The 25744-nt window shown below is 65.7% G+C and carries 23 protein-coding genes; 18 read left to right on the top strand and 5 right to left on the bottom strand.

Annotation, left to right across the window (positions count from 1 at the left end; translation table 11 throughout):
* The first annotated feature begins 25 nt into the window (after nt 1-25).
* The 10 genes from ACSQ3S_RS29920 (at nt 26) to ACSQ3S_RS29875 (ending at nt 8047) form a co-directional block, all read left to right on the top strand.
* Complete coding sequence (locus tag ACSQ3S_RS29920; protein WP_436145098.1) at nt 26-1279, top strand: cyanophycinase; 1254 nt, start codon at nt 26-28, stop codon at nt 1277-1279.
* 162 nt (nt 1280-1441) lie between these two features.
* Entirely contained in the window at nt 1442-1867 is a 426-nt protein-coding gene (locus tag ACSQ3S_RS29915; RefSeq protein WP_436144643.1) for a DoxX family protein, read from the top strand.
* 71 nt (nt 1868-1938) lie between these two features.
* Nucleotides 1939-2220, top strand: coding sequence for a BufA1 family periplasmic bufferin-type metallophore (locus tag ACSQ3S_RS29910; RefSeq protein ID WP_176652426.1), 282 nt, complete (start codon nt 1939-1941; stop codon nt 2218-2220).
* Nucleotides 2217-2978: an alpha/beta hydrolase gene (locus tag ACSQ3S_RS29905; RefSeq protein ID WP_436144642.1), complete on the top strand. Its 762-nt coding sequence runs from the start codon at nt 2217-2219 to the stop codon at nt 2976-2978. Before ACSQ3S_RS29910 ends, ACSQ3S_RS29905 begins: the two co-directional genes overlap by 4 nt.
* Before the next feature lie 30 nt (nt 2979-3008).
* Entirely contained in the window at nt 3009-3290 is a 282-nt protein-coding gene (gene bufA2 / locus ACSQ3S_RS29900) for a BufA2 family periplasmic bufferin-type metallophore (protein WP_436144641.1), read from the top strand.
* Between the two features lie 2 nt (nt 3291-3292).
* Nucleotides 3293-4138 carry an MNIO family bufferin maturase gene (bufB, locus tag ACSQ3S_RS29895; RefSeq protein WP_436144640.1) on the top strand — a complete coding sequence of 282 codons (846 nt, stop codon included), beginning with the start codon at nt 3293-3295 and terminating at the stop codon, nt 4136-4138.
* Nucleotides 4135-4887, top strand: coding sequence for an HvfC/BufC family peptide modification chaperone (locus tag ACSQ3S_RS29890; protein ID WP_436144639.1), 753 nt, complete (start codon nt 4135-4137; stop codon nt 4885-4887). The genes bufB and ACSQ3S_RS29890 overlap by 4 nt, the downstream gene beginning before the upstream one ends.
* A gap of 27 nt (nt 4888-4914) precedes the next feature.
* Nucleotides 4915-5967 carry an alpha/beta fold hydrolase gene (locus ACSQ3S_RS29885; RefSeq protein WP_436144638.1) on the top strand — a complete coding sequence of 351 codons (1053 nt, stop codon included), beginning with the start codon at nt 4915-4917 and terminating at the stop codon, nt 5965-5967.
* 65 nt (nt 5968-6032) lie between these two features.
* Nucleotides 6033-7454, top strand: a complete 1422-nt coding sequence (locus tag ACSQ3S_RS29880) for a M64 family metallopeptidase (RefSeq protein ID WP_436144637.1) — start codon at nt 6033-6035, stop codon at nt 7452-7454.
* Between the two features lie 125 nt (nt 7455-7579).
* Nucleotides 7580-8047 carry a hypothetical protein gene (locus ACSQ3S_RS29875; protein WP_436144636.1) on the top strand — a complete coding sequence of 156 codons (468 nt, stop codon included), beginning with the start codon at nt 7580-7582 and terminating at the stop codon, nt 8045-8047.
* A 111-nt stretch (nt 8048-8158) separates the two neighbouring features.
* Here ACSQ3S_RS29875 and parC read toward each other — a convergent pair whose 3' ends face one another.
* Together parC and ACSQ3S_RS29865 are read right to left on the bottom strand one after the other, a co-directional pair.
* Nucleotides 8159-10651, bottom strand: coding sequence for a DNA topoisomerase IV subunit A (parC, locus tag ACSQ3S_RS29870; RefSeq protein ID WP_436144635.1), 2493 nt, complete (start codon nt 10649-10651; stop codon nt 8159-8161).
* 13 nt (nt 10652-10664) lie between these two features.
* Nucleotides 10665-12662, bottom strand: coding sequence for a DNA topoisomerase IV subunit B (locus ACSQ3S_RS29865; RefSeq protein ID WP_176652434.1), 1998 nt, complete (start codon nt 12660-12662; stop codon nt 10665-10667).
* 223 nt (nt 12663-12885) lie between these two features.
* On the opposite strand from ACSQ3S_RS29865, the gene ACSQ3S_RS29860 reads away from it, so the two are divergent.
* From ACSQ3S_RS29860 to kdpE, 8 genes are all read left to right on the top strand, one after another.
* A complete protein-coding gene (locus ACSQ3S_RS29860; protein ID WP_436144634.1) occupies nt 12886-13386 on the top strand; it encodes a hypothetical protein in 501 nt (166 codons plus the stop codon).
* Between the two features lie 15 nt (nt 13387-13401).
* Nucleotides 13402-14163: a TorF family putative porin gene (locus tag ACSQ3S_RS29855; RefSeq protein WP_436144633.1), complete on the top strand. Its 762-nt coding sequence runs from the start codon at nt 13402-13404 to the stop codon at nt 14161-14163.
* Between the two features lie 364 nt (nt 14164-14527).
* On the top strand, nt 14528-14617 hold the full coding sequence (locus ACSQ3S_RS29850) for a potassium-transporting ATPase subunit F (RefSeq protein ID WP_176652437.1): 90 nt from the start codon (nt 14528-14530) through the stop codon (nt 14615-14617).
* Nucleotides 14617-16434 (top strand): potassium-transporting ATPase subunit KdpA, encoded by a 1818-nt coding sequence (gene kdpA / locus ACSQ3S_RS29845; protein WP_436144632.1) that lies wholly within the window; start codon nt 14617-14619, stop codon nt 16432-16434. Before ACSQ3S_RS29850 ends, kdpA begins: the two co-directional genes overlap by 1 nt.
* Before the next feature lie 33 nt (nt 16435-16467).
* The gene (gene kdpB / locus ACSQ3S_RS29840; protein ID WP_436145097.1) at nt 16468-18588 is read left to right on the top strand and encodes a potassium-transporting ATPase subunit KdpB; all 2121 of its coding nucleotides are present in this window, start codon (nt 16468-16470) and stop codon (nt 18586-18588) included.
* A 21-nt stretch (nt 18589-18609) separates the two neighbouring features.
* Nucleotides 18610-19197, top strand: coding sequence for a potassium-transporting ATPase subunit KdpC (gene kdpC, locus ACSQ3S_RS29835; protein WP_436145096.1), 588 nt, complete (start codon nt 18610-18612; stop codon nt 19195-19197).
* Nucleotides 19198-19212: 15 nt separating this feature from the next.
* A complete protein-coding gene (gene kdpD / locus ACSQ3S_RS29830) occupies nt 19213-22008 on the top strand; it encodes a two-component system sensor histidine kinase KdpD (protein WP_436144631.1) in 2796 nt (931 codons plus the stop codon).
* On the top strand, nt 22001-22708 hold the full coding sequence (gene kdpE, locus ACSQ3S_RS29825) for a two-component system response regulator KdpE (RefSeq protein ID WP_436144630.1): 708 nt from the start codon (nt 22001-22003) through the stop codon (nt 22706-22708). The genes kdpD and kdpE overlap by 8 nt, the downstream gene beginning before the upstream one ends.
* A 218-nt stretch (nt 22709-22926) precedes the next feature.
* On the opposite strand, the gene ACSQ3S_RS29820 is transcribed toward kdpE, so the two are convergent.
* The 3 genes from ACSQ3S_RS29820 to ACSQ3S_RS29810 are packed head-to-tail and all read right to left on the bottom strand — an operon-like array spanning nt 22927 to nt 25566.
* The gene (locus ACSQ3S_RS29820; RefSeq protein ID WP_353400952.1) at nt 22927-24096 is read right to left on the bottom strand and encodes a vWA domain-containing protein; all 1170 of its coding nucleotides are present in this window, start codon (nt 24094-24096) and stop codon (nt 22927-22929) included.
* Between the two features lies 1 nt (nt 24097).
* Nucleotides 24098-24712 carry a GNAT family N-acetyltransferase gene (locus ACSQ3S_RS29815; protein WP_436144629.1) on the bottom strand — a complete coding sequence of 205 codons (615 nt, stop codon included), beginning with the start codon at nt 24710-24712 and terminating at the stop codon, nt 24098-24100.
* A complete protein-coding gene (locus tag ACSQ3S_RS29810) occupies nt 24712-25566 on the bottom strand; it encodes an AAA family ATPase (RefSeq protein ID WP_436144628.1) in 855 nt (284 codons plus the stop codon). Before ACSQ3S_RS29810 ends, ACSQ3S_RS29815 begins: the two co-directional genes overlap by 1 nt.
* Nucleotides 25567-25744: the final 178 nt, after the last annotated feature.

Below are 25744 nucleotides of genomic sequence, written 5' to 3'. Positions count from 1 at the left end.
TTTTTTTGCCGGAGCCGCCATGGGCATGACCACCACCTTGTTGAAGCACCTGCTGCAGGCGACGCTGACGCTGGCGGTGCCGCTGGGCGGCGCGCTGGCCGCGCCGACCGTCGATCCGACGCTGCCGGTGGCGCCGGCCGGGCCCAAGGGATCGCTGGTCATCATCGGCGGCAACCTGCGGGCCGACAATGCCGAGGTCTGGCAGCGCATCGTGCAGCTGGCCGGCGGCCAGGGCGCGCGCATCGCCGTGCTGCCGTCGGCCTCGTCCGACCCGACGCTGGTGGGCGAGGCGATCGTGGCCCGGCTCAATGCCTACGGCGCGAGCGCCTTCCTGGTGCCGCTGGCGGTCAAGCTGGCCGACAGCGATTTCCGCAAGGTGGCCGACGATCCCGAACTGGCGGCCGCGGTGCGCGGCGCCGGCGGCGTGTTCTTCGTCGGCGGCGACCAGGCCCGCATCACGCAGGCGCTGGTGCGCGAGGACGGCAGCCGCAGCGCGGTGCTGGACGCGGTGTGGGACCTGTACCGCAACGGCGGCGTGGTGGCCGGCAGCAGCGCCGGCGCGGCCATCATGAGCAGCACCATGTTCTACGCGCCGAACACGGTGTTCGCAACCTTGCGGGCCGGCGTCACCGAGGGTCGGGAGATCGCGCCGGGGCTGGGCTTCATCGGCGACGACGTGTTCGTCGACCAGCACCTGCTGGTGCGCGGGCGCTTCGCCCGCATGATCCCGGCGATGCTGAAGAAGGGCTACAAGTTCGGCCTCGGCATCGACGAGAACACGGCGATGGTGGTGGACAACCGGCGCCGCGTGGAGATCGTCGGCCACAAGGGCGCGCTGCTGATCGACCTGTCGCGCGCCACCACCGATCCGGGCAGCGCCGGCTTCAACGTCTCGAACGCCGTCATCAGCTACCTGGACCGGGGCGACAAGTACGACCTGGCCACGCATACCTTCACGCCGTCCGAGGCCAAGGCCTCGGGCAAGCTGCAGGCGCATGCGGCGGTGCTGCGCGAGCCGGTGTTCTCGCCCGATATCCTGGGCAAGAACGCGGTGGTCGAGCTGATGGAAAACCTGATGAACAACCGCCGCAGCGAGGCGATCGGCATCGCCACCAGCGGCCGCAATACGCCGCTGCCGGAGCTGGGCTTCCAGTTCACCTTCAGCAAGACGCGCGACAGCGTGGGCTACGCGTCGGCGGCGCCGCAAAGCTACTCCATCCTCAATATGCGGCTCGACATCCGGCCGCTCGACATCGGCCAGTCGCTGACGCCGAAGTAGGCGCCAAAGGAGACGTCCATCGCTGCCGCCTGCGCGCGGCCGCCGAAGTATCACAAAAATGTTACGTATGCGATTTAATCGCAACCATTGACATGCTCCGGAATGCTGGTATTATTCAACTCATCCGATTAAAGCGGATGCGATTAATAACCCGGAGTGAACATGAATCAGTCAACCGCGCCCTCGGGCGCCGCCATCTCAACGGCGCTGCCGCAGTCTCTGCAATTGCTGGTGGCGCGGGTCGGCATCGCCGCCGTCTTCTTCCTGTCCGGCCGCACCAAGGTGCAGGGCTGGCTGGCGCTGAAGCCCTTCACCTACGAGCTGTTCCGTTCGGAATACCATCTGCCGCTGATACCGGCGGAACTGGCGGCGCCGCTGGCCACCTACGCCGAGCACCTGTTCCCGTTGCTGCTGGTGGCCGGCCTGTTCACCCGCTACGCCGCGCTGGCGCTGCTGGGCATGACGGCCGTGATCGAGATCTTCGTCTATCCCGCCGCCTGGCCCACCCACCTGCTGTGGACCGCCGTGCTGTTGCCGCTGGTCGCGCAGGGCGGCGGCAAGTGGTCGCTCGACCGGCTTTTTTTTTAAATAAATTCATCGCATCCGCTGACATCGCGCACGTTTAAATGTAGTTCAACCTCAACTGAAAAGGAATCACCATGCTTACCTCCCGTTCCGCCCTTGCCGCATCGCTGGCCTTGACGCTGGCCGCACTGACCGGCGGCGTCCATGCCGCCGACGCCGCCAAGCCGACCGAAAAATGCTTCGGCGTCTCGCTGGCCGGCCAGAACGACTGCGCCGCCGGCGCCGGCACCAGCTGCGCCGGCACCTCCGTCACCGACTACCAGGGCGACGCCTGGACCCTGGTCGAAAAAGGTACTTGCACCAAAATCAAGACACCCAAGGGCTACGGCTCGCTGACCGCGAAGGACAAGAAATGAAAACCTTGAACGCAATCGCCATGGCCGCCGCGCTGCTGGCCGCCGGCATGTCCTCCTCGATGGCGGCCGAAGTGCCGGCCGGCGCCAAGAACATCGTGCTGGTGCCGGGCTCCTTTGTCGACGGCTCCGGCTGGCGCACGGTGCACGACATCCTGTGGCTCAAGGGCTACCACATCACCGTGGTGGGGCAGCCGCATACGAGCTTCGCCGACGACGTGGCCGCCACCCGCAGCGCGCTGGAGCAGCAGGACGGCCCGGCGATCCTGGTCGGCCACAGCTCGGCCGGCGCCGTCATCTCCACCGCCGGCGACGGCGACAAGGTCAAGGCGCTGGTGTTCGTGGCCGGCGTGCTGCCGGACGTCGGCGAGACGCTGGCACAGGTGATCGGCACGATGCCGTCGCCGAGCAACGACATCGTCGCCACGCAGGACGGCCACCTGTACTTCGACCGCGCAAAATTCAACGCGGACTTCGCCGGCGACCTGACGCCCAACCGCACCAACTTCCTGGCCGCGTCGCAGGTGCCGGCCACCGCCGCCGCCTTCAACACGAAGATCGCGACGGCCGCATGGAAGAACAAGCCGAGCTACGCCATCGTCTCCACCGAGGACCGCGCGCTGAGCCCGGACCTGCAGCGCTGGATGTATAAGCGCGCCGGTTCCAAGGTGACCGAGATCAAGGGCAGCCACCTGGTCTACATCTCGCAGCCGGAAGCAGTCGCCCAAGTCATTGTCGAAGCCGCGCAGCGCGCGCAGTAATTTTTTGAACCATCACCAAGGAGTATCACCATGAACCAATCCGTCGCTTCCCGTGTCAGCATCGCCGCCGCTTCCGCCCTGATGGCGCTGGCCTCCCTCACCATCGGCACCCACGTCAGCGCCGCCGAAAAAGACGCCTCCGTCGAAAAGCCCGGCCGCTGCTACGGCATCAACACCTGCAAGGGCACCAGCCTGTGCGCCACCGCCAAGAACGACTGCAAGGGCCTGAACTCGTGCAAGGGCGAGGGCGTGCTGGTGCGCACCAAGACCGCCTGCCTGGCCGAAGGCGGCACGCTGACGGAAACGAAGTAATCATGAGCGCCACCGCTCCCCACTTTTCGGGATATGGCCTTGGCCTGCGCAAGGAGCATTACCGCGACTTCCTGGAAACCCGGGTCGCCGTGGACTTTGTGGAGGTCATCTCCGAGAACTTCATGATCGCCGGCGGCCAGCCGCGCCATATCCTGCGCCAGATCCGCGAACGGCATCCGGTCGCGCTGCATGGCGTGTCGATGTCGATCGGCTCGGCCGACGGCCTGCGCGCCGACTACCTCAAGCGGCTCAAGGCATTGGCCGACGAGATCGAGCCGCTGTTCGTCTCCGACCATCTGAGCTGGTCGCGCATCGGCGGCTTCAATTCGCACGATCTGCTGCCGGTGCCGTACACCGAGGAAGCGCTGGACATCGTCTGCACCAATATCTCACAGGCCCAGGATGTGCTGGGCCGGGCCATGCTGTTCGAGAATCCGTCCAGCTACCTGGCCTTCGGCGGCGCGGCGATGACCGAATGGGAATTCCTGTCGGCGATGGCCAGGCGCACCGGCTGCGGGCTGCTGCTGGACGTGAACAACATCTACGTCAGCGCCGCCAACCACGGCTTCGACGCCGGCGAATTCATCGCCGGCATCCCGTTCGAGCATGTGCGGCAGATCCACCTGGCCGGCCATAGCCGGGGCGCCGGCCTGCTGATCGACACGCACGACGGCCCGGTCAGCGAAGAAGTATGGCAGCTGTATTCGCAGGCGATGGCGCTGGCCGGACCGGTGGCGACCATGATAGAACGCGACGACGACATCCCGCCGCTGGCGGACCTGATGCGGGAGGTGTCGACGGCGCGTTCGCTGGGCGCGCTGCGCGCATGGCACCGGGAGGCCGCATGATGCTGGCCGACCTGCAGCGGGATTTCCAGACATGGCTGGTGGCCGCCGAGCCCAGCGCCTCCATCGGCACCGATGCGCGCGCGATGGCCGGGCTGGCGGTCTACCAGAACAACTACCGCGCGCAGCTGGTGGGCTGTCTCGAGCAGTCCTACCCGCGGCTGCGCGCGTGGATAGGCGAAGAGGCGTTCCGCACCGCCGCCATCACGCATATCGACAGGCATCCGCCGCATGCGTGGACGCTGGATGCGTACGCCGACGGCTTCGACCGCACGCTGGTCGCGCTGTTCCCCGACAACCCGGACGTGTATGAACTGGCGTGGATAGAGCACGCCTTGTCGGCGACCTTCATTGCGCCCGACGCCCGCCCGCTGGCGCTGGAAGGCCTGGCGCAGGTCGACTGGGACAAGGCTGTGCTGAGCGTCGCGCCCTCGTTCATGAGCGCCGTCGCCATCACCAACGCCGAACAAATCTGGTCGGCGCTGTGGGCCGAAGAAACGCCGCCGGAAAGCGAAATGCTGGCGCGGCCGGTCGGCTTGCTGGTCTGGCGGCGGGGCTATACCTCCTGCCTGAAGCAGGTCGACGCGCTGGAGCACGAGGCGTTGCTGCGCCTGCAGGCCTGCGGCAGTTTTACGGAGCTGTGCGACTGGCTGGTCGAACGTCTGGGCGACGCATGGGGCGTGACCAGGGCAGGCGAACTGCTGGCCGGCTGGCTGGCCAGTGAACTGATTGCCGGTATCGACGCGGCGTGACCGCATTCAACTCAAAGGAGCTTCACCATGTCTGACTCTGTACTGAACCGCCGCGGCTTTTTGCTGTCGGCCGCCGCCGGCGCCGCCGGGTTGTCGCTGGGCGGCGTGGCCGCTGCCGCTCAAGGCAAGGACCTGCCACCACCCGTCAAACCGAATACCGGCCCGCTGCCGGTGATGGCCGTGCGCCAGGTGGAGGCCGGCGTGCTGGACGTCGGCTATCACGAAACCGGGCCCGAGAACGGCCGGCCGGTGATACTGCTGCACGGCTATCCGTACGACATCCACAGCTACGTCGAAGTGGCGCCGATGCTGGCGGCGCAAGGCTACCGCGTGATCGTGCCGCACTTGCGCGGCCACGGCACCACGCGCTTCCTCGACGGCGCCACGCCGCGCTCGGGCCAGCAGGCGGCCATCGGCCAGGACGTCATCGACCTGATGGACGCGCTGCACATACCGGAGGCGGTGCTGGCCGGCTACGACTGGGGCGGCCGCGCCGCCTGCGTGGCGGCGGCGCTGCGGCCCACGCGCGTGGTCGGGCTGGTGTCGGTCAACAGCTATCTGATACAGGACATCGCCAAGGCAAGCTTGCCGGCGCCGGCCAAGGTGGAGGCGGGCTTCTGGTACCAGTTCTACTTCCTGACCGAGCGCGGTCGCGCGGGACTGACGGCCAACCGCAACGACGTCGCCCGCATCCTGTGGGAGAACAATTCGCCGAGCTGGCGCTTCGACGGCCCGACCTTCGAACGATCGGCCAAGGCGTTCGATAATCCGGACTATGTCGAGGTGGTGCTGCATTCGTACCGTCACCGGCTGGGCGCGGCGCCCGGCTATCCGGATTATGAAAAGCAGGAAGCGAAGCTGGCCACCGGGCCGGTGATTCCGGTACCGACGATCACGCTCGACGGCCTTGACGACGGCGTGATCCGCGCCACCGACGGCAGCGCGTCGGCGGCAAAGTTCAGCGGCCCGCGCAGCCATCGGCGCGTTCCCGGAGCAGGCCACAATCTGCCGCAGGAGGTGCCGAAAGTGTTCGCCGACGCCGTGGCCGAGTTGGTCCGCAACGGAAAATGGCGGACATAGAAGCGCATTTTGGCCAGGCGCGGGATTACAATGGCGGTCACTTTTCACTGACCGCCGGGAGTCCCATGAACCGCTTTATCTCTTACGTGCTGGCGCTGGCCGTCACTGTGCCCGCATTGGCTGCTGCCGCGCAGCCGGCCACGGTCCGCCTCGACTATCTTCACAGCGGCAATGCGCTCAACGAGCAGTATGCGATGGAGCGCGTGGTGATCGAGCCGCTGCCGTGGCCGGGCGACATGAGCCGCACCGTCGACGACACCAATCGCGGCAACAACATGGTCGAGGTGGTCGACGCCAAGACCGGCGACCTGCTGTACTCGCGCGGCTTCTCGACCATCTTCGCCGAGTGGCGCAGCACCGAGGAGGCCAGTCACGCCAATCGCGGCTTCCAGGAGTCGGTGCGCTTTCCGAAGCCGGACCGGCCGGTGCGCGTGCGCATCCTGAAGCGGGACGACCGCAACGCGTTCTCCGTGGTCTGGACCGCCGACATCGATACCGATGCGATGGACGTGGTGCGCAAGCAGACGCCTCCACCTGATTTGGCCAAACCGATCGGCATCCGCGTCAATGGCCCTTCGCCGGACAAGGTCGACCTGCTGATCCTGGGCGACGGCTACACCAAGGCGGAGATGGCGAAGTTTGAAGCGACCGCGCGCAAACTGGCCGACCACCTGTTTGAAACCTCGCCGTTCAAGGAGCGCGCGAAGGACTTCAACGTCTGGGCGCTGGCGCTGCCGACCGAGGAATCGGGCGTATCGCGGCCGTCGACCGGCGTGCATCATGCGTCGCCGCTGGGCGCGCGCTACGACATTTTCGGCAGCGAGCGCTATGTGCTGACCACCGACAACCGCGCCTTGCGCGAGCTGGCGCAATACGCGCCGTACGAATTCATCGAGATATTGGTGAACAACGAGACCTATGGCGGTGGCGGCATCTTCGGCCAGTTCAGCACCGCGGCGGCCAACAACGACTGGGCCAACTACCTGTTCGTGCACGAATTCGGCCACCACTTCGCCGGCCTGGCCGACGAGTATTACACCTCGCCCGTGGCCTACCAGTCGACCGGCGCGCGCCAGGAGCCGTGGGAGCCGAATGCGACCGCGCTGCGCGATCCGGCCAATGTGAAGTGGAAGAAGTTCGTCAAGCAGGGCACGCCGCTGCCGACGCCGTGGCCGAAGGAGGCCTATGAAACGGCGTCGCGCGCCTACCAGAAGGAGCGCGCCGCGCTGCGGGCGGCCAACCGGCCGGAGTCGGAAATGAGCGCCTTGTTCCGCAAGGACCTGGAGTCGACCAATGCGCTGTTCTCGAAAGACCCGCACTTCCACACGGTGGGCGCGTTCGAGGGGGCTAACTACGAGGCCAAGGGCTACTACCGCCCGCAGATGCAGTGCATCATGTTCGACCGCAGCGAGAAGTTCTGCTCCGTCTGCGCCGACGCGATCGGCACCATCATCGACCTGTACTCGCGCCCCGGGGCTCGGCGGTAAAATCGAGTTAGGTACGGTAGCGTACAGAGTGCTTTACCTCGTCGGCATATTCTGGGTACGTGACATCGAAAGCCCCGCTTTCATATGATAAGAACGTATCCAAATCAACATCGAGAGGAAACACCATGAACAAAATTATCGCTACCCTGATCGCCGGTCTGTTCGCCACCGCCGCCTTCGCACAAACCCCTGCTGTCGTCAAAGCTGAAAATGAAGTGAACAAGGACGTGGCCAAGGCCGAGCAGAAGGAAATGAAGGTGGACGCCAAGGCCGACAAGAAGGCTCATAAAGCCATCGCCAAAGCCGACAAGACCCACGACACCGCCGCCGCCCACGTTGAAGTGGAAAAAGCCAAAGCCAACGAAAAAGTAGCCAAGGCCGATCCGGAAGACAAAGCCAAGGCAGCAGCCAAGGGTGAAAAATCGGTCGCCAAGGCTGAAGAAAAAGCCGAGAAAAAGGCAGTGAAAGCCGACGCCAAAGCGATCAAGGAAACCGTTGACGCCACCGCCGACAAAGCGATCGCCGCCAATAAGACCGACGCCGTCAAAGCCAAAGGCGCTGCCGACGTCAAAGCTGCCGCTGCCAAGAACTAACTAGCAGCGGGATAAACCCGGGGTCAGGTCCGGCAATCGGACACGAGCTCTACCGTAGCATTCGCTACGGTAGAGCTCGTGTCCGATTGCCGGACCTGACCCCGGGTTTTTTTAGACGATAGGCGTCAGCGAGGTTGGTTTGATCTTGGTCGCCAGCGCCTTGCCCTTGCGGGCGCGCTTGCCGAAGTGGACCGCCAGCGCCGATGCCGACAGACGCTCTTCCTGCGGCTTGGCGCCACGGCCTATGCCCGAGACGATCACGCCCTTCTGGCTGATAGGCTTGGCCGCGATCAGGGTTTCCTTGTCGTCCAGCTCCATCAGGATCACGCCGCGGCCACCGTTGGTCAGCACTTTCATCTCGTCCATGCCGAACACCAGCACCCGTGCGTTGGCCGACAACACAGCCACCGCGCTGGCGCCTTCGCTGATCACCGCCGGCGGCAGCGGGACGTCGCCGTCCTCCATCGTGATGAAGGCCTTGCCGCCCTTGATGCGGCTGACCATGTCGCCGGCCTTGGCGACGAAGCCGAAGCCCGCGCTGGTGGCCAGCATCAGCTGCGTGGCGCCGCTGCCTGCGAAGTAGTGCAGGATGCGGGCGCCCGGCGCCAGGTCGATCAGCGTGGTGACCGGCACGCCGTCGCCGCGCGCGTTGGGCAGCGCCGCAACCGGCACCGAATACACCTTGCCGTTGCTGCCGAAGGCCAGCAGGTTGTCCACCGTGCGGCATTCGAAGGCGCCGTAGATCGCGTCGCCGGCCTTGAAGGTGAACTGGGTGGCGTCGTGGCCGATGCCGGTACGGGCGCGTATCCAGCCTTTTTCCGAAATGATGACGGTGACCGGTTCGTCCACCACCTTCTGCTCGACCACGGCTTTCTGCGCTTCCTCGATCACGGTGCGGCGGGCGTCGCCATACAGCTTGGCGTCGGCGTCGATTTCCTTGATGATGGCGCGCTTCATCGACGACGGGTTGTCCAGCAGGTCCTGCAGCAGTCCTTTTTCCTTGCGCAGTTCGGCCAGTTCCTGCTGGATCTTGATCGCTTCCAGACGCGCCAGTTGGCGCAGGCGGATTTCCAGGATGTCTTCGGCCTGGATCTCCGACAGGCGGAAGCGCTCCATCAGCGCCGCTTTCGGTTCGTCCGAGTTGCGGATGATGTGGATGACTTCATCGATGTTCAGCAGGATGGTCTCGCGGCCTTCCAGGATGTGGATGCGCGCGTCGACCTTGCCCAGCTTGAACTGCGTGCGGCGGGTGACGGTGATGAAGCGGAATTCGATCCACTCCTGCAGGATGTCGGTCAGGCCCTTCTGGCGCGGACGGCCATCGCCGCCGATCATCACCAAGTTGATCGAGGCCGACGATTCGAGCGAGGTATGCGCCAACAGCAGCAGCATGAATTCGGTCTGGTCCTGGTTCTTCGACTTCGGCTCGAACACCAGGCGCACCGGCGCCGCGCGGCCCGATTCGTCGCGTATCGTATCCAGCGAATTGAGGATCAGCGATTTGAGCGCCAGCTGTTCCGGCGACAGCGCCTTCTTGCCCATCTTGATCTTCGGGTTGGTCAGCTCCTCGATCTCTTCCAGCACCTTCTGCGACGAGGTGCCCGGCGGCAGTTCGTTGACCACCGCCTGCCACTGGCCGCGCGCCAGTTCTTCGATCTTCCAGCGCGCACGCACCTTCATGCTGCCACGGCCGGTGGCGTACATGTCGCTGATCTGCGAGGCCGGAGTGATGATCTGGCCGCCGCCCGGGAAGTCCGGACCGGGTATCATCGTCATCAATTCGCTGTGCGAGATCTTCGGATTGCGGATCATGGCGACGGCGGCCTGCGCCACCTCGCCCAGGTTGTGCGACGGGATTTCCGTCGCCAGGCCGACCGCGATGCCGGAGGCGCCGTTCAGCAGCACCATCGGCAGGCGCGCCGGCAGCAGGCACGGTTCTTCGGTCGAGCCGTCGTAGTTGGCCTGGAATTCGACCGTGCCGAGGTTGATTTCGTCGAGCAGCACCTTGGCGATCGGCGTCAGCCGGGCTTCGGTGTATCGCATCGCCGCGGCGCCGTCGCCGTCGCGCGAGCCGAAGTTACCCTGGCCGTCGACCAGCGGGTAGCGCAGCGAGAAGTCCTGCGCCATGCGCACCATGGCGTCGTATACCGACTGGTCGCCGTGCGGGTGCAATTTACCCAGCACGTCGCCGACCACGGTCGCCGACTTGCGCGGCTTGGCGGTGGCGTTCAGGCCCATTTCGTTCATCGCGTACAGGATGCGGCGCTGCACCGGCTTCTGGCCGTCGCACACGTCCGGCAGCGCGCGGCCCTTGACCACCGAGATCGCGTAGTCGAGGTAGGCGCGCTCGGCGAAGGTGGACAAGGTCAGCGTGTCGCCGCCATCGCCGCCGTCGCCGTCGCCCAGCGGGGCGCCCGGGCCGCCAGCGTCATCGCCGCCGCCACCGCCACCACCCATGGCGCCCATGCCGCCGTCGCCGCCCATGCCGTCGCCGCCTTGCGGCGGCATCGGTGGTGCGGGCGGAGCGGGCGGCGTGGCGATAGCCTGCTGGCCGGCTGCCGTTTCCGGCGCCGGTTCGTCAAAGAGATTTGCTTGATGAGTCATAGTCGGTCAGTAATTAGATATCGGCTTCGGCTTCGTTGCCGTGTTCTTCGATCCAGGCGCGGCGGGCGGCGGCTTCGCCTTTGCCCATCAACATATTGAAGCGCGCGGCCGATTCGCCGTGCGCGTAGGCACCCAGCGAGACCGGCAGCAGGCGGCGCGTGTCCGGGTTCATCGTGGTTTCCCACAGCTGTTCGGCGTTCATCTCGCCCAGGCCCTTGAAGCGGGAGATGGACCAGGCGCCTTCCTTCAGGCCGTCCTTGCGCAGCTTGTCCTCGATCGCCACCAGTTCGCCGGCGTCGAGCGCGTACAGCTTCTGGATCGGCTTCTTGCCGCGCGCAGGCGCGTCCACGCGATACAGCGGCGGACGGGCGATGCAGATGTTCCCGTTGGCGATCAGGCCGGGGAAGTGCTTGAAGAAGAGGGTCAGCAGCAGCACCTGGATGTGCGAGCCGTCGACGTCCGCATCGGAGAGGATGCAGATCTTGCCGTAACGGAGGCCGCTCAAATCCGGCATGGTGTCGGCGTTGTGCGGGTCGACGCCGATGGCCACCGAGATGTCGTGGATCTCGTTGTTGGCGAACAGGCGGTCCTTGTCGGTCTCCCACGAGTTGAGCACCTTGCCGCGCAGCGGCAGGATGGCCTGGAATTCCTTGTCGCGGCCCATCTTGGCCGAACCGCCCGCCGAGTCGCCCTCGACCAGGAACAATTCGGTGCGCGTGACGTCGGTCGATTCGCAGTCGGTCAGCTTGCCCGGCAGGACGGCCACGCCGGACGATTTCTTCTTCTCGACCTTTTGCAGCGAGCGCAGACGCGATTGCGCCTGCTTGATGACCAGCTCCGCCAGCTTCTTGCCGTAGTCGACGTGGTGGTTCAGCCACAGCTCGAGCGCGGGCTTGGAGTAGGTCGACACCAGGCGCACGGCGTCGCGCGAGTTGAGGCGTTCCTTGATCTGGCCCTGGAACTGCGGGTCCAGCACCTTGGCCGACAGCACGAAGGAGACGCGCGCGAACACGTCCTCCGGCAGCAGCTTGACGCCCTTGGGCAGCAGCGAGTGCATCTCGACGAAGTTCTTCACGGCGCCGTACAAGCCGTCGCGCAGGCCCGATTCGTGGGTGCCGCCGTTCGGCGTCGGGATCAGGTTGACGTAGGATTCGCGCACCACGGCGCCTTGCTCGGTCCATGCCACCACCCACGCCGCGCCTTCGCCCTCGGCGAAGCCTTCGGCGTCCGGCCCGGCGAACTGCGCGCCTTCAAACAGCGGGATCAGGGTTTCGCCGTCGGTCGATTGCGCCAGCGCCTCGGTCAGGTAGCCGCGCAGGCCGTCGTTGTACTGCCAGGTCTGCGATTCGCCGGTCTTGGCGTTGGCCAGCGTGACGGTGACGCCCGGCAGCAGCACGGCCTTGGAGCGCAGCAGGCGCTGAAGCTCGGTCTGCGAGATGGCCGGCGAGTCGAAATATTTGGCGTCCGGCCAGGCGGTGACGCGGGTGCCGGACTTCTTGCCGTCGCGCGGAGCGACGATGGAGGACAGCGGCTCGACCACGTCGCCGTGCTCGAAGGCCAGCTTGTGCAGGCCGGTGCCGTCGGGCTCCTTGCGCCAGACGGTGATCTCCAGGCGCTTGGACAGCGCATTGGTGACCGACACGCCGACGCCGTGCAAACCGCCGGAGAACGCGTAGGCGCCGCCCGAACCCTTGTCGAACTTGCCGCCGGCGTGCAGGCGGGTGAAGACGATTTCCACCGTCGGCACGCCTTCTTCCGGGTGCAGGCCGACCGGGATGCCGCGACCGTCGTCCTCGACGGTGATGCTGCCGTCGGCGTTCTGCGTGACGATGATGTTTTTGCAATGCCCGCCCAGCGCCTCATCGGAGGCATTGTCGATCACTTCCTGGATGATGTGCAGCGGGTTCTCGGTACGGGTGTACATCCCCGGGCGTTGCTTGACGGGTTCCAGGCCCTTGAGGACCCGGATGGATGATTCGCTGTAGTCGGAAACTGGTTTTTTAGTGGCCATACGTGATCAAGCTTGAGGTTTAATACTGGGTTTATGTACAGTTTTATGCGGGCGTTTGCGTATTCTATCCTCAACCGGGCGCAATCGCGGCGGAAAAGGGCCAAAAAAAAGGCGCGGGCCAATTTATACACGATGTTTACAACGACGGCCCGCCTTTTTAGACCGTTTTTACGGCGGCGTCGATAAGCTGTTTTGTATCGCAACGATCAAAACAGGGGCTTGCATGATCATCGCCATCGCCAACCAGAACGACGCCGCCAGGGCCGCAGTGGCCGCCCATCTGGCCCGGCTGCGCGCCCGCAGCGGCCATACCGTGACGCTGATCGACACCGCCGCGCGCACCGTTTCGGGGCGCGAGCTGGTGGCCGAGCTGGAACGGCTGCGCAGCCGCCGCTGCGACATCGTCATCGACACCGCGGGCCGTGACTCCGCCGATAACCGGGCGGCGCTGATCGCCGCCCGGCTGGCGGTGGTGCCGCTGGCGCCGTCGCAGGCCGATCTGGCGGGGCAGTATGCGCTGATCGCGCGGCTGAACGCGGCGCGCATGTTCAATCCGGGGCTGCGGGTGCTGTTCGTGCTCGTCGGCGACGCCGATGCGTCCGAACTGGCGGCGGTGCGCGCTTATGTGGCGCATGTGATGTCGGCGACGCTGGCCCACACCGTGCTGCACGCGGGCGCCAACGGCGACATGGAATCCCTCTATCACGAAGTTTTTACCCACTAGCAGAAAGACCGCATCATGAAGAAGTTAATACTCTCCGCCTCAATTTTCGCCGCTGTCTTTGGCGGCAGCGTGCGCGCGCAGGATGCCGCGCCGGCGGCGAAGCCGGACAACGAGACCAGCTTCAACGCCGCCGTCGTCAGCGATTACCGATATCGCGGCATTTCGCAAACCCGCTTGCAGCCGGCGCTGCAGGGTGGCTTCGACTACGTCAACAACCCGACCGGCTTCTATGCCGGCACCTGGCTGTCGACCATCAAGTGGACCAAGGACGCGGGCGGTGGCGGCGACGTCGAATGGGATATCTACGCCGGCCAGCGTGGACAGGTGAGCGAGGCGGTGTCGTATGACGTCGGCGTTCTGGGTTATGTGTACCCGTCGAACGGCCTCGATAAGGTGTCCGGCTTCGTCGACGCCAACACCGCCGAAATCTACGGCCAGCTGGGCTACGGCCCGGCCTACGTCAAGTATTCGCACGCGGTGACCAACCTGTTCGGCTTCGTCGACAGCAAGAACAGCGGCTACCTCGATATCGGCGCCAATATCGATGCGGGCGAGGGCTATACCGTCAACCTGCATGCGGGTCATCAGAAAGTGAGGCACAACGACGCGGCAAGCTACACCGACTGGAAAATCGGCGTGACCAGGGACTTCGGCGTGGTGACCGGCGCGCTGGCCGTCATCGGCACCAACGCCAGCAAGACCGCCTACGCTTCGCCGGCCAACGGCAAGTTCCTCGGCAAGACCGCGCTGCAGGTGATTGTTAACAAAACCTTTTAAAAACGGTCTTCAATCGAAGGCGACATCCTCTAGACGGAAGCGGTACTTGCGACGCTCAGGCAGCGTCCAACCCGGGCCGGGTTCCGCGGAGCGTGGCTTCTTTCCACGGCGGTTAATACGATCGCCGATGGATCCTGCGATGCCCGTTCCTGCCGGCCAGTTCGACTCCCCGCGATTTTTACGGTTTGTTTACACCCGCTCTCCAAGTCTTTACAAAATCTTTAGACCCTTCCCGCTAACCTTCTCATTATCAAAACAAGACCTGTGAGGGTGTGATGGACATAGTATTTATCGGTGCAATGGTGGTGTTCTTTGTCGTAACCGTGGCGTTTGCCGCCGGCTGCGACAAGCTGGGAGGCCAGCCATGAGCATCTTCTATCTGATCGGCGCAATCGCCTCCGCCGGCCTGCTGGTGTACCTGGTCGTGGCGCTGTTGAAAGCGGAGGAACTGTGATGACCATGCAATCGATACTACTGCTGGTGGCGTTCCTGGCCGCGTTGCTGGCGCTGGCCTGGCCGCTGGGCATCCTGCTGACCCGCGTCGGCGACGGCAGCGCCATTCCGGGCATGGGCTGGATGGGCCGGATCGAAAAGCTGCTGTACCGCTTGGCCGGGATTGCAGGCAAGGATGGCGCGGTCGAAGGCCAGGGCTGGAAAGCCTACGCCATCGCGCTGCTGCTGTTTAACGGCATCGGCGCGCTTGCCGTGTACGCCCTGCAGCGCGTTCAGGCCTTCCTGCCGCTGAATCCACAGGGCTTGGCCAACGTCAGCGCCGACTCCTCGTTCAACACCGCCGTCAGCTTTGTCAGCAATACCAACTGGCAGGGCTACAGCGGCGAACAGACCATGAGCTACCTGACCCAGATGCTGGTGCTGGCGGGGCAGAACTTCTTCTCGGCCGCCACCGGCATCGCCGTGGCCTATGCGCTGATCCGCGGCTTTTCGTCGCGCTCGGCCAAGTCCATCGGTAACTTCTGGGCAGACGTCACCCGCTCCGCCTTGTACGTGCTGCTGCCGCTGTCGCTGGTGTTCGCCGTGTTCCTGATGGGGCAGGGCGTGATCCAGAACTTCTCGGCCTACAAGGACGTGCGGCTGCTCGATGCCGTGACCTACACCCAGCCCAAAGTGGGCGCCGACGGCCAGCCGCTGAAGGACGCCAAGGGCGAGCCGGTCACGGAAACGCTGACCGCCACCACGCAAAGCATCGCCATGGGCCCGGTCGCCTCGCAGGAAGCGATCAAGATGCTGGGCACCAACGGCGGCGGCTTCTTCAACGCCAACTCGGCCCATCCCTATGAAAATCCCACGCCGCTGGCCAACTTCATGCAGATGCTGGCGATCTTCGTGATCCCGGCCGGCCTGTGCTTCGCCTTCGGCCGCATGGTCGGCGACAAGCGCCAGGGTTGGGCGGTGCTGGGCGCGATGACGGTGCTGTTCGTCGCCTGCACGGTGGTGGTGCTGGGCGCCGAGCAGGCCGCGCATCCCGCGCTGCAGGCGCTGCACGTCGACCAGACCATGAGCGCGCTGCAATCGGGCGGCAATATGGAAGGCAAGGAAACCCGCTTCGGCATCAGCGCCTCGGCCCTGTTCGCGGCGGTGACCACGGCCGCATCGTGCGGCGCGGTCAACGCCATGCACGATTCCTTCATGCCGGTCGGCGGCATGATCCCGATGCTGCTGATCCAGTTCGGCGAAGTGATCTTCGGCGGCGTCGGCTCAGGCCTGTACGGCATGCTGATCTTCGCCATCATGGCGGTGTTCATCGCCGGCCTGATGATAGGCCGCACGCCTGAATACCTGGGCAAGAAGATCCAGGCCTATGAAATGAAAATGACCTCGATCGCCATCCTGGTCACGCCGACGCTGGTGCTGGCCGGCACCGCCATCGCCGTCATGTGCGACGCCGGCAAGGCCGGCATCCTCAACCCGGGCGCGCATGGCTTCTCGGAGATCCTGTACGCCTTCAGCTCGGCCGCCAACAACAACGGCAGCGCGTTTGCCGGCCTGTCCGCCAACACGCCGTTCTATAACATCGCGCTGGCGATCGCCATGTGGTTCGGCCGCTTCGCGATGATCGTGCCCATCCTGGCCATCGCCGGTTCGCTGGCCGGCAAGAAGCGGCTGGAGGCCAACGCCGGCACCATGCCGACCCACGGCCCGATGTTCATCGGCCTGCTGTGCGGCGTGGTCGCCCTGGTCGGCGTGCTGAATTACGTCCCGGCGCTGGCGCTCGGCCCTGTGGTTGAACACCTGCAGCTGTTTGCAAAATAAGGAATCGCCATGTCAGACACAACGCAAAAAGAGATGACCCTCTTTACCAATCCACCTTCCAGTTCACCTGCCAATCCGCCTGCGAAGAAGCTGCGGCTGTTCGACTCGGAACTGCTGATGCCGGCCATCGCCGACTCGTTCCGCAAGCTCAGTCCCGCAACGCAGCTGCGCAGTCCCGTGATGTTCGTGGTCTATGTCGGCAGCATCATCACCACGCTGCTGTACGTGCAGGCGCTGTTCGGCCAGGGCGAGGCGCGGCCCGGCTTCATCCTGGCCACCTCCATCTGGCTGTGGTTCACGGTGCTGTTCGCGAACTTCGCCGAGGCGATGGCCGAGGGCCGCAGCAAGGCGCAGGCGGCATCGCTGCGCAGCCTGAAGCAGAGCGTCGTCGCCAAGAAGCTGGCCACGCCGAAGCACGGCACCACTTGGCTGCCGCAGCCCGCGCTCGACCTGCGCAAGGGCCACTACATCCTGGTCGAAGCGGGCGACGTGATCCCGATCGACGGCGAAGTGATCGAAGGCGTGGCCTCGGTCGACGAAAGCGCCATCACCGGCGAATCGGCGCCGGTGATCCGCGAATCGGGTGGCGACTTTTCCAGCGTCACCGGCGGCACCCGCGTGCTGTCGGACTGGCTGGTGGTCAAGGTCACCGCCAATCCGGGCGAGACCTTCCTCGACCGCATGATCTCGATGGTCGAAGGCGCCAAGCGCCAGAAGACCCCCAACGAAATCGCGCTGACCATCCTGCTGGTGGCGCTGACCATCGTGTTCCTGATCGTCACCGTGACCTTGCTGCCGTTCTCTCTGTTCTCGGTGGCCGCCGCCGGCTCGGGAACGCCGATCACCATCACCGTGCTGATCGCGCTGCTGGTATGCCTGATCCCGACCACCATCGGCGGCCTGCTGTCGGCCATCGGCGTGGCCGGCATGAGCCGCATGATGCAGGCCAACGTGATCGCCACCTCCGGCCGCGCGGTCGAAGCGGCCGGCGACGTCGACGTGCTGCTGCTCGATAAAACCGGTACCATCACGCTGGGCAACCGCCAGGCTTCGGCCTTCTTCCCCGCGCCGGGCGTGACCGACCAGCAGCTGGCCGACGTGGCGCAACTGGCCTCGCTGGCCGACGAAACGCCGGAAGGCCGCAGCATCGTGGTGCTGGCCAAGCAGAAGTTCAACATCCGTGAACGCGAGATGGCGTCGCTGCACGCCGTGTTCGTGCCGTTCACCGCGCAAACCCGGATGAGCGGCGTCGACATCGGCGAATCGGGTTCGGTACGCGCTGTTCGCAAGGGCGCGGCCGACACCGTGCGCCAGTATGTCGAGTCGCTGGGCCAGCCCTATCCGGCCGAGGTGTCGCGCACCGTCGACGACGTCGCCCGCCGCGGCAGCACGCCGCTGGTGGTGGTCGATGCCGGCCGGGTGATGGGCGTGGTCGAGCTCAAGGACATCGTCAAGGGCGGCATCAAGGAGCGTTTCGCCGAGCTGCGCCGCATGGGCATCAAGACCGTGATGATCACCGGCGACAACAAGCTGACCGCCGCCGCCATCGCCGCCGAGGCGGGCGTGGACGACTTCCTGGCCGAGGCGACGCCGGAGGACAAGCTCAAACTGATCCGCAGCTACCAGTCCGAAGGCCGCCTGGTGGCCATGACCGGCGACGGCACCAACGACGCGCCGGCGCTGGCCCAGGCCGACGTCGCCGTGGCGATGAACTCCGGCACCCAGGCCGCCAAGGAGGCCGGCAACATGGTCGACCTGGATTCGAATCCGACCAAGCTGCTGGAGATCGTCGAAATCGGCAAGCAGATGCTGATGACGCGCGGCTCGCTGACGACGTTCTCGATCTCGAACGACATCGCCAAGTACTTCGCCATCATCCCGGCGGCCTTCGTCGGCACCTATCCGCAGCTAAAGGCGCTCGACGTCATGCACCTGGCCAGTCCGTCGTCGGCCATCATGTCGGCGGTGATCTTCAACGCATTGATCATCGTTGTGTTGATCCCGCTGGCGCTCAAGGGCGTGCAGTACCGCGCCATCGGCGCCGTCGCGCTGTTGCGCCGCAACCTGCTGCTGTACGGCGTCGGCGGCATCATCCTGCCGTTCATCGGCATCAAGGCGATCGACCTGCTGCTGTCGGCGTTCAACCTGGTTTAAGGAGTCATCATGTCATCATCCCTGTCGTCCCATCTTCGCCCCGCCGTCGTCGTCTTCGGCGCATTGACGCTGATCTGCGGCGTGATCTACCCATTGGCCGTCACCGGCATCGGCGCCGTGGCGTTCCCGGCGCAGGCCGCCGGCAGCATCGTCGAGATCGACGGCAGGGCGGTCGGTTCGACGCTGATCGGCCAGTCGTTCTCGTCGCCGAAGTACTTCTGGGGCCGGCCGTCGGCCACCGGGCCGATGCCCGACAATGCCGCCGGTTCCGGCGGCTCCAACCTGGGCTCGAACAACGCGGCCCAACTGGACGCCGTCAAGGGCCGCATCGACGCGCTCAAGGCCGCCGACCCGGGCAACACGCTGCCGGTGCCGGTCGACCTGGTGACGGCGTCGGGCAGCGGACTCGATCCGGAGATCAGCGTCGCCGCCGCCCGCTACCAGGCCGGCCGCGTCGCCGCCGCCCGCCGGATGCCCGCCGAACAGGTGCTGGCGATGATAGACGGCAGCCGGCTGAAGCAGTATTTCGGCTTCTTCGGCGAACCGCGCGTCAACGTGCTGGAGCTTAATCTCGCGCTGGACCGGGCAAAACCGGCAACGAAGCAGTAAAATCGACGGATGGCCATGTTCCCCAACGATAGTGTGCGACCCGACCCCGATGCGCTGCTGGCGCAGGTGCAGGCGCAGGAGCGCAAGGCGGCGCGCGGCAAGCTGCGCATCTACTTCGGCGCCTCGGCCGGCGTCGGCAAGACCTACGCCATGCTGGCCGCCGCCCGCAAGCTGCAGGCCGACGGCCAGGCCGTGCTGGTCGGCGTGGTGGAAACCCATGGCCGCAGCGAGACGGCGGCCATGCTGGCCGGACTGGACGTGCTGCCGCCGAAGGCGGTCGACTATCGCGGCAAGCGCATCGCCGAATTCGACCTCGACGGCGCGCTGGAGCGCCGTCCGCCGCTGATCCTGATGGACGAGCTGGCCCATTCCAACGCGCCCGGCTCGCGCCATCCCAAGCGCTGGCAGGACGTCGAGGAGCTGCTCGACGCCGGCATCGACGTGCTCACCACCGTCAACGTGCAGCACCTGGAAAGCCTGAACGACGTGGTCGGCGGCATCACCGGCATCCGCGTCGGCGAAACCGTGCCGGACACGGTGTTCGACCAGGCCGACGAGGTGGTGCTGGTCGATATTCCGGCCGACGAGCTGCTGTCGCGGCTCAAGAGCGGCAAGGTGTACCAGGAACAGCAGGCCGAACGCGCGTCGAAGAATTTTTTCCGCAAGGGGAACCTGATCGCGCTGCGCGAGCTGGCGCTGCGCCGCACCGCCGACCGCATCGAGGACGACGTGCGCGCCTACCGCGTGGAGAAGTCCATCGCCGAGATCTGGAAGACCGGCGCCGCGCTGCTGGCCTGTGTCGGCCCGCGCCCGGGCGGCGAGCACACGGTGCGCAGCACGGCGCGGCTGGCCAGCCAGCTGGGCACCGGCTGGCACGCGATCTATATCGAAACGCCGTCGCTGCAGCGGCTGCCCGCCGCCCAGCGCGAACAAATCCTCAAGACGCTCAAGCTGGCCGAAGACCTGGGCGCGGCCACCGCCGTCATTTCCGGCCACGACATCGCGCTGGCGGCGGTCGATTACGCGCGCAGCCACAACCTGTCGAAGATCGTCATGGGACGCGGCCATCCGACCTGGCCCTGGCGCAAGCCGCACATCAAGCGCCTGGCCGTGTACGCGCCGGACATCGACCTGATCGAAATCGGCGAGCCGCGCAACGAGGCCGGCGCGGGTGTGCCGCGCGCGGCGGCGGGCGCAGGCTGGGGCTGGGATGCATCCGGCGCCGCCGACGGTTCGCCGGACGGCGAGCCGGATACCGCGCTGGTGCGCCGTCGCGCCGCCGGCTACCTCGTCGCCGGCGCGGCCAGCTTCGCCACCGCCTTGCTGGCCACGCCGCTGCTGGCCTACTTGGACCTGGCCAACATCGCCATGCTGTTCCTGCTGGTGGTGGTGCTGGTGGCGGTGCGCTTCGGGCGCGGCCCGTCGGTGCTGGCCACCTGCGTCAGCGTGGCCTGCTTCGACTTCTTCTTCGTGCCGCCGCGCTTCACCTTCGCGGTGTCGGATTTCCAGTACCTGATCACCTTCGTGGTCATGCTGGCGGTGGGGCTGATCACCGGCCACCTGACGGCCGACCTGCGCTTCCAGGCGCGCGTCGCCTCGCACCGCGAAAAGCGTTCGCGCGCGCTGTACGAGTTTGCCCGCGAACTGTCGGGCGCCCTGCAGACCGAGCAGATTTTCGAGACCACGCAAAGCTTCATCCAGCGCGCCTTCCGCGCCCGCGCCACCTTGCTGGTGCCGGACGACGCCGGCCGTTTGCGGCTGCCGCCGCTGAACGCGGCCGACATCGCCACCAGCGCCCACTTGTCGGTGCTGGACACCGGCATCGCCCAATGGGCCTACGACCGCGCCGAAAGCGCGGGCCTGGGCACCGACACGCTGCCGGCCAGCCGCATCTTCTACCTGCCGCTGGTGGCGCCGATGCGCACCCGCGGCGTGCTGGCGATCGAGCCGGAACACCGGCGCTGGATACTGATCCCCGAGCAGCGGCAGCAGCTCGACACCTTCGCCGCGCTGGCCGCCATCGCGCTGGAGCGGGTGCACTACATCGAGGTGGCGCAGAACGCGCTGGTCAACATGGAGTCGGAGCGGTTGCGCAACTCGCTGCTGGCGGCGCTGTCGCACGACCTGCGCACGCCGTTGACGTCGCTGGTCGGGCTGTCCGAATCGCTGGCCGGCTCCAAACCGGCGCTGGCGCCGTCGCAGCTGGACATGGCCGCCGCGCTGCACGACGAGGCGCTGCGCATGAGCGCACTGGTGTCCAACCTGCTCGACATGGCGCGCATCCAGAGCGGCGAGGTCAAATTCAACCTGCAATGGCAGCCGCTGGAAGAAGTGGTCGGCAGCGCATTGCGCGCCGTCGGCTCGCTGCTGAAGGGCCATCAGGTGCGCACCAGGCTGCCGCCCGAGCTGCCGCTGCTGCGCTACGACGCGGTGCTGATCGAGCGGGTGCTGTGCAACCTGCTGGAAAACGCCGCCAAATACACGCCGCCCGGCTCGCGCATCGAGATCTCCGCCGAGCTGCACGGCGCCTGGATCAACATCATGGTCTATGATGACGGTCCGGGCCTGCCGCATGGGCGCGAAGAAGCGATCTTTGAAAAATTCACCCGTGGCGAGCGCGAATCGGCCAAGCCGGGCGTCGGGCTGGGGCTGGCGATCTGCCGCGCCATCGTCGAGGCGCACGGTGGCCGCATCGCGGCGGCGCCATCGCCGCTGGGCGGCGCCGCCTTCACCATCACGCTGCCGCTGGGCACACCGCCGGCCATGCCGGAGCTGGAACACGAACAGGGACAGGAACATCGCCATGAATGACGCCGCCGCGCCGACCGCACCTGTCGCCCTGCTGGTCGAGGACGAACCGCAGATCCGCCGCTTCGTGCGCAGCGCGCTGGAGGAGGAGGGCTGGCATGTGCACGAGGCGGCGACCTTGCAGCGCGGCCTGATCGACGCCGGCACCCGCAAGCCCGACCTGATCGTGCTCGATCTCGGCCTGCCCGACGGCGACGGCATCGACTTCGTCACCGACGTGCGCAAGTGGTCGAGCGTGCCGGTGATCGTGCTGTCGGCGCGGGTCAACGAAGCCGACAAGATCCGCGCGCTGGACGCCGGCGCCGACGACTACCTGACCAAGCCGTTCGGCGTGGGCGAGCTGCTGGCCCGCGTGCGCGCCACCCTGCGGCGCCAGCGCCAGCCGGCCGCCGACAATTCCGGCCTGATCCAGTTCGGCGACGTCGCGGTGGACCTGAAGAACCGCCGCGTGACGCGCGCCGGCGAGAACGTGCACCTGACGCCGACCGAATACCGCCTGCTGGCGGTCCTGGTCAGCAACGCCGGCCGCGTGATGACCAACCCGCAGCTGCTGCGCGCCGTGTGGGGGCCGTCGCAGTCCGAGAACGGCCACTACCTGCGCATCTACATGGGCCACCTGCGCCACAAGCTGGAAGCCGATCCGACCCAGCCGCGCTACCTGCTGACCGAAACGGCCGTCGGCTACCGCCTGCAGCTGCCTTAAAACCGCGAAACCGCGGGGTCAGTTCCCGCGGCATTAGCGCGGCATTAGCGGCATTAGGGTCAGTTCCGGCAGTGTGCCACGCCTGGCAGATTGCCGGAACTGACCCCGCTGCCCGCTGACCCCGCTGCCCCCTGGTGCAGCGCGAGCTGGGCGCCGACCGCGCGAAGATGGCCGCCAACTACATGGAGTACGACTGGCGTCCGGAAACCGCCAAATAATTATTTGCTCAGCGTGCGCATGGCCCGTTCCAGGCCGTCCATCGTCAGCGGGAACATGCGGTTGTTCATCAGCTGCTTGATGATGGAGATCGACTGGCGGTACTGCCACACTCCTTCCGGCTCCGGATTGAGCCAGGCGAACTTGGGGAAGGCGTGGGTGAAGCGCGCCAGCCATTCGCTGCCCGCCTCCTCGTTGTTGTACTCGACCGAGCCGCCCGGCTGCAGCACCTCGTAGGGGCTCATCGTCGCGTCGCCGACGAAAATCAGCTTGGTGTCGGGCGGGTACTTGCGCAGGATGTCCCAGGTCGGGAAGCGCTCCGAGTTGCGGCGCCGGTTGTTCTTCCACATGTAGTCGTACACGCAGTTGTGGAAGTAGAAGAACTCCATGTTCTTGAACTCCGTCTTCGACGCCGAGAACAGTTCCTCGGTGCGCTCGATATGGTCGTCCATGGTGCCGCCCACGTCGAACAGCATCAGCACCTTGATGTTGTTCTTGCGCTCGGGCTGCATCTTGATGTCCAGGTAGCCGGCGTTGCTGGCGGTGGCGCGGATGGTCGCGTCCAGCGCGAATTCCTCCTCGGCGCCCTGGCGCGCGAACTTGCGCAGCCGGCGCAGGGCCACCTTGATGTTGCGCGTGCCCAGTTCGCGCTCGCCGTCGTAGTCCTTGTAGGCGCGCGCCTCCCACACCTTGACCGCCGTGCGGTTGCCGCCCTTGCCGCCGATGCGCACGCCCTCGGGATTGGTGCCGCCGTTGCCGAAGGGCGAAGTGCCGCCAGTGCCTATCCACTTGCTGCCGCCCTCGTGGCGCTCCTTTTGTTCCTTCAGCAGCTCGTTGAGGCGGTCCATCAGCTTGTCGTAGCCGAATTTCTCCAGCTGGGCCTTCTGCTCGTCGCTCAGCTCACGCTCCATGCGCTTGATCAGCCAGTCCAGCGGGATGGCGCTGTTGGTCTCGAAGGCGGCGTTGATGCCCTTGAAGTACTGGGCGAAGGCGCGGTCGAACTTGTCGAAGTGGGCCTCGTCCTTGACCAGCGTCAGGCGCGACAGGTAGTAGAAATCGTCCATCGAGGCGCCGATGACGTTCTTTTCCATCGCCTCCAGCAGGGTCAGGAACTCCTTGATCGACACCGGAATTTTGGCGTCTTTCAAAGTGAAAAAGAAATCGATCAGCATGTCAGCGGGCTCCGTGCTGTTCCAGCTTGTAGCGCAACTGCGCCTTGATTTCCGGCCATTCGCCGGCGGCGATGCTGTACATGACGGTGTCGCGCACGGTGCCGTCGCGGCGCAGCGCGTGGTGGCGCAGCACGCCGTCCTTTTTCGCGCCCAGCCGCTCGATGGCCGCCTGCGAGGCGAAATTGAAGTTGTCGGTGCGCAGGCCGACCAGCGCCGCGCCCAGCGTTTCGAACGCGTGCGTCATCAGCAGCAGCTTGCAGGTGGTGTTGACGTGGCTGCGCTGAAAACGCTTGGCATACCAGGTATAACCGATCTCCAGGCGCGCGATGGTCGGCACGATGTCATGATAGCTGGTGGTGCCGACCACGGCGCCGCCGGCGAGGTCGATGACGGCGAACGCCAGCCGGGCGGGGCGCATCTCCAGCGCGGTGGCGATATAGCCGTCGACCTGCTCCGGCTCTGGCACCGAGGTGACGCGCAGCTGCCACAGCGCGCCGTCGCTGGCGGCCGCGCGCAGACCGTCGGCGTGCTGGGGGCCCAGCGGTTCGAGACGCACGCCGTTCAGTTCCAGCGTGACCGGGGCGATGGGGGCGGCGGGGCGGGCGAGCTGGTTCATCAGCGGTTGGTCCTCGACATGAACACCAGGCGTTCGAACAGGTGCACGTCCTGCTCGTTCTTCAGCAGCGCCCCGTGCAGCGGCGGCACGATGGCCTTGGCGTCCTTGCTGCGCAGCGCCTCGGGCGGGATGTCCTCGGCCATCAGCAGCTTGAGCCAGTCGAGGAACTCTGACGTCGACGGCTTTTTCTTCAGGCCCGGCACGTCGCGCACCTCGTAGAAGGTTTGCAGCGCCTGCGCCAGCAGCTCCTTCTTCAGGTTCGGGTAGTGGACGGCGACGATCTGCTCCATCGTGTCGCGGTCCGGGAATTTAATATAGTGGAAGAAGCAGCGGCGCAGGAAGGCGTCCGGCAGCTCTTTTTCGTTGTTGGAGGTGATGATGACCAGCGGACGGTGCCTGGCCTGCACCATTTCGCGGGTCTCATAGACGTAGAATTCCATCCGGTCCAGCTCGCGCAGCAGGTCGTTGGGGAACTCGATGTCGGCCTTGTCGATCTCGTCGATCAGCAGCACCACCGGCTCCGGCGCGGTAAATGCCTGCCACAGCACGCCCTTGACGATGTAGTTGTGGATGTCGCGCACGCGCTCGTCGCCCAGCTGGGAGTCGCGCAAACGCGACACTGCGTCGTATTCGTACAATCCCTGTTGCGCCTTGGTGGTGGACTTGATGTGCCATTGCATCAACGGCATGTTCAGCGCGGCGGCCACTTCCTCGGCCAGCATGGTCTTGCCGGTGCCCGGCTCGCCCTTGATCAGCAACGGGCGTTGCAGCGTCAGGGCCGCATTCACGGCCAGTTTCAGGTCATCGGTCGCGACGTACTGGTCGGAGCCTTCAAAGCGGTGGGTGGCTTGCATACGGTTCTGTCTCAAAAAGAAGGGGATTTGCGCAGTATAGGGGAGTTCGATAGAGGGCGTGCTCGGTCCCTGGTATGTTGTTCTGGCAATGATTCGCTGTAGCTTAGAAAAAATACTTGGGTTAGAATCGCAGGCTGATAGTGCAAAAGTCAAGTTTTGCATCCGCGCGGTAGTACCC

The sequence above is a fragment of the Duganella sp. LjRoot269 genome (assembly GCF_964254095.1).
GTDB classification, from domain to species: Bacteria; Pseudomonadota; Gammaproteobacteria; order Burkholderiales; family Burkholderiaceae_D; genus Rugamonas; species Rugamonas hordei.
The sequence above is the reverse complement of the archived record's forward strand: the minus strand, read 5'-3'. Positions and strand labels throughout refer to the sequence as shown.

What these genes read in the sequence shown, in the direction of transcription:
- ACSQ3S_RS29920 (WP_436145098.1), top strand. Translation starts at nt 26, where the DNA reads ATGACCACCACCTTGTTGAAGCACCTGCTGCAGGCGACGCTGACGCTG.
- ACSQ3S_RS29915 (WP_436144643.1), top strand. Translation starts at nt 1,442, where the DNA reads ATGAATCAGTCAACCGCGCCCTCGGGCGCCGCCATCTCAACGGCGCTG.
- ACSQ3S_RS29910 (WP_176652426.1), top strand. Translation starts at nt 1,939, where the DNA reads ATGCTTACCTCCCGTTCCGCCCTTGCCGCATCGCTGGCCTTGACGCTG.
- ACSQ3S_RS29905 (WP_436144642.1), top strand. Translation starts at nt 2,217, where the DNA reads ATGAAAACCTTGAACGCAATCGCCATGGCCGCCGCGCTGCTGGCCGCC.
- bufA2 (WP_436144641.1), top strand. Translation starts at nt 3,009, where the DNA reads ATGAACCAATCCGTCGCTTCCCGTGTCAGCATCGCCGCCGCTTCCGCC.
- bufB (WP_436144640.1), top strand. Translation starts at nt 3,293, where the DNA reads ATGAGCGCCACCGCTCCCCACTTTTCGGGATATGGCCTTGGCCTGCGC.
- ACSQ3S_RS29890 (WP_436144639.1), top strand. Translation starts at nt 4,135, where the DNA reads ATGATGCTGGCCGACCTGCAGCGGGATTTCCAGACATGGCTGGTGGCC.
- ACSQ3S_RS29885 (WP_436144638.1), top strand. Translation starts at nt 4,915, where the DNA reads ATGTCTGACTCTGTACTGAACCGCCGCGGCTTTTTGCTGTCGGCCGCC.
- ACSQ3S_RS29880 (WP_436144637.1), top strand. Translation starts at nt 6,033, where the DNA reads ATGAACCGCTTTATCTCTTACGTGCTGGCGCTGGCCGTCACTGTGCCC.
- ACSQ3S_RS29875 (WP_436144636.1), top strand. Translation starts at nt 7,580, where the DNA reads ATGAACAAAATTATCGCTACCCTGATCGCCGGTCTGTTCGCCACCGCC.
- parC (WP_436144635.1), bottom strand. Translation starts at nt 10,651, where the DNA reads ATGACTCATCAAGCAAATCTCTTTGACGAACCGGCGCCGGAAACGGCA.
- ACSQ3S_RS29865 (WP_176652434.1), bottom strand. Translation starts at nt 12,662, where the DNA reads ATGGCCACTAAAAAACCAGTTTCCGACTACAGCGAATCATCCATCCGG.
- ACSQ3S_RS29860 (WP_436144634.1), top strand. Translation starts at nt 12,886, where the DNA reads ATGATCATCGCCATCGCCAACCAGAACGACGCCGCCAGGGCCGCAGTG.
- ACSQ3S_RS29855 (WP_436144633.1), top strand. Translation starts at nt 13,402, where the DNA reads ATGAAGAAGTTAATACTCTCCGCCTCAATTTTCGCCGCTGTCTTTGGC.
- ACSQ3S_RS29850 (WP_176652437.1), top strand. Translation starts at nt 14,528, where the DNA reads ATGAGCATCTTCTATCTGATCGGCGCAATCGCCTCCGCCGGCCTGCTG.
- kdpA (WP_436144632.1), top strand. Translation starts at nt 14,617, where the DNA reads ATGACCATGCAATCGATACTACTGCTGGTGGCGTTCCTGGCCGCGTTG.
- kdpB (WP_436145097.1), top strand. Translation starts at nt 16,468, where the DNA reads ATGACCCTCTTTACCAATCCACCTTCCAGTTCACCTGCCAATCCGCCT.
- kdpD (WP_436144631.1), top strand. Translation starts at nt 19,213, where the DNA reads ATGTTCCCCAACGATAGTGTGCGACCCGACCCCGATGCGCTGCTGGCG.
- kdpE (WP_436144630.1), top strand. Translation starts at nt 22,001, where the DNA reads ATGAATGACGCCGCCGCGCCGACCGCACCTGTCGCCCTGCTGGTCGAG.
- ACSQ3S_RS29820 (WP_353400952.1), bottom strand. Translation starts at nt 24,096, where the DNA reads ATGCTGATCGATTTCTTTTTCACTTTGAAAGACGCCAAAATTCCGGTG.
- ACSQ3S_RS29815 (WP_436144629.1), bottom strand. Translation starts at nt 24,712, where the DNA reads ATGAACCAGCTCGCCCGCCCCGCCGCCCCCATCGCCCCGGTCACGCTG.
- ACSQ3S_RS29810 (WP_436144628.1), bottom strand. Translation starts at nt 25,566, where the DNA reads ATGCAAGCCACCCACCGCTTTGAAGGCTCCGACCAGTACGTCGCGACC.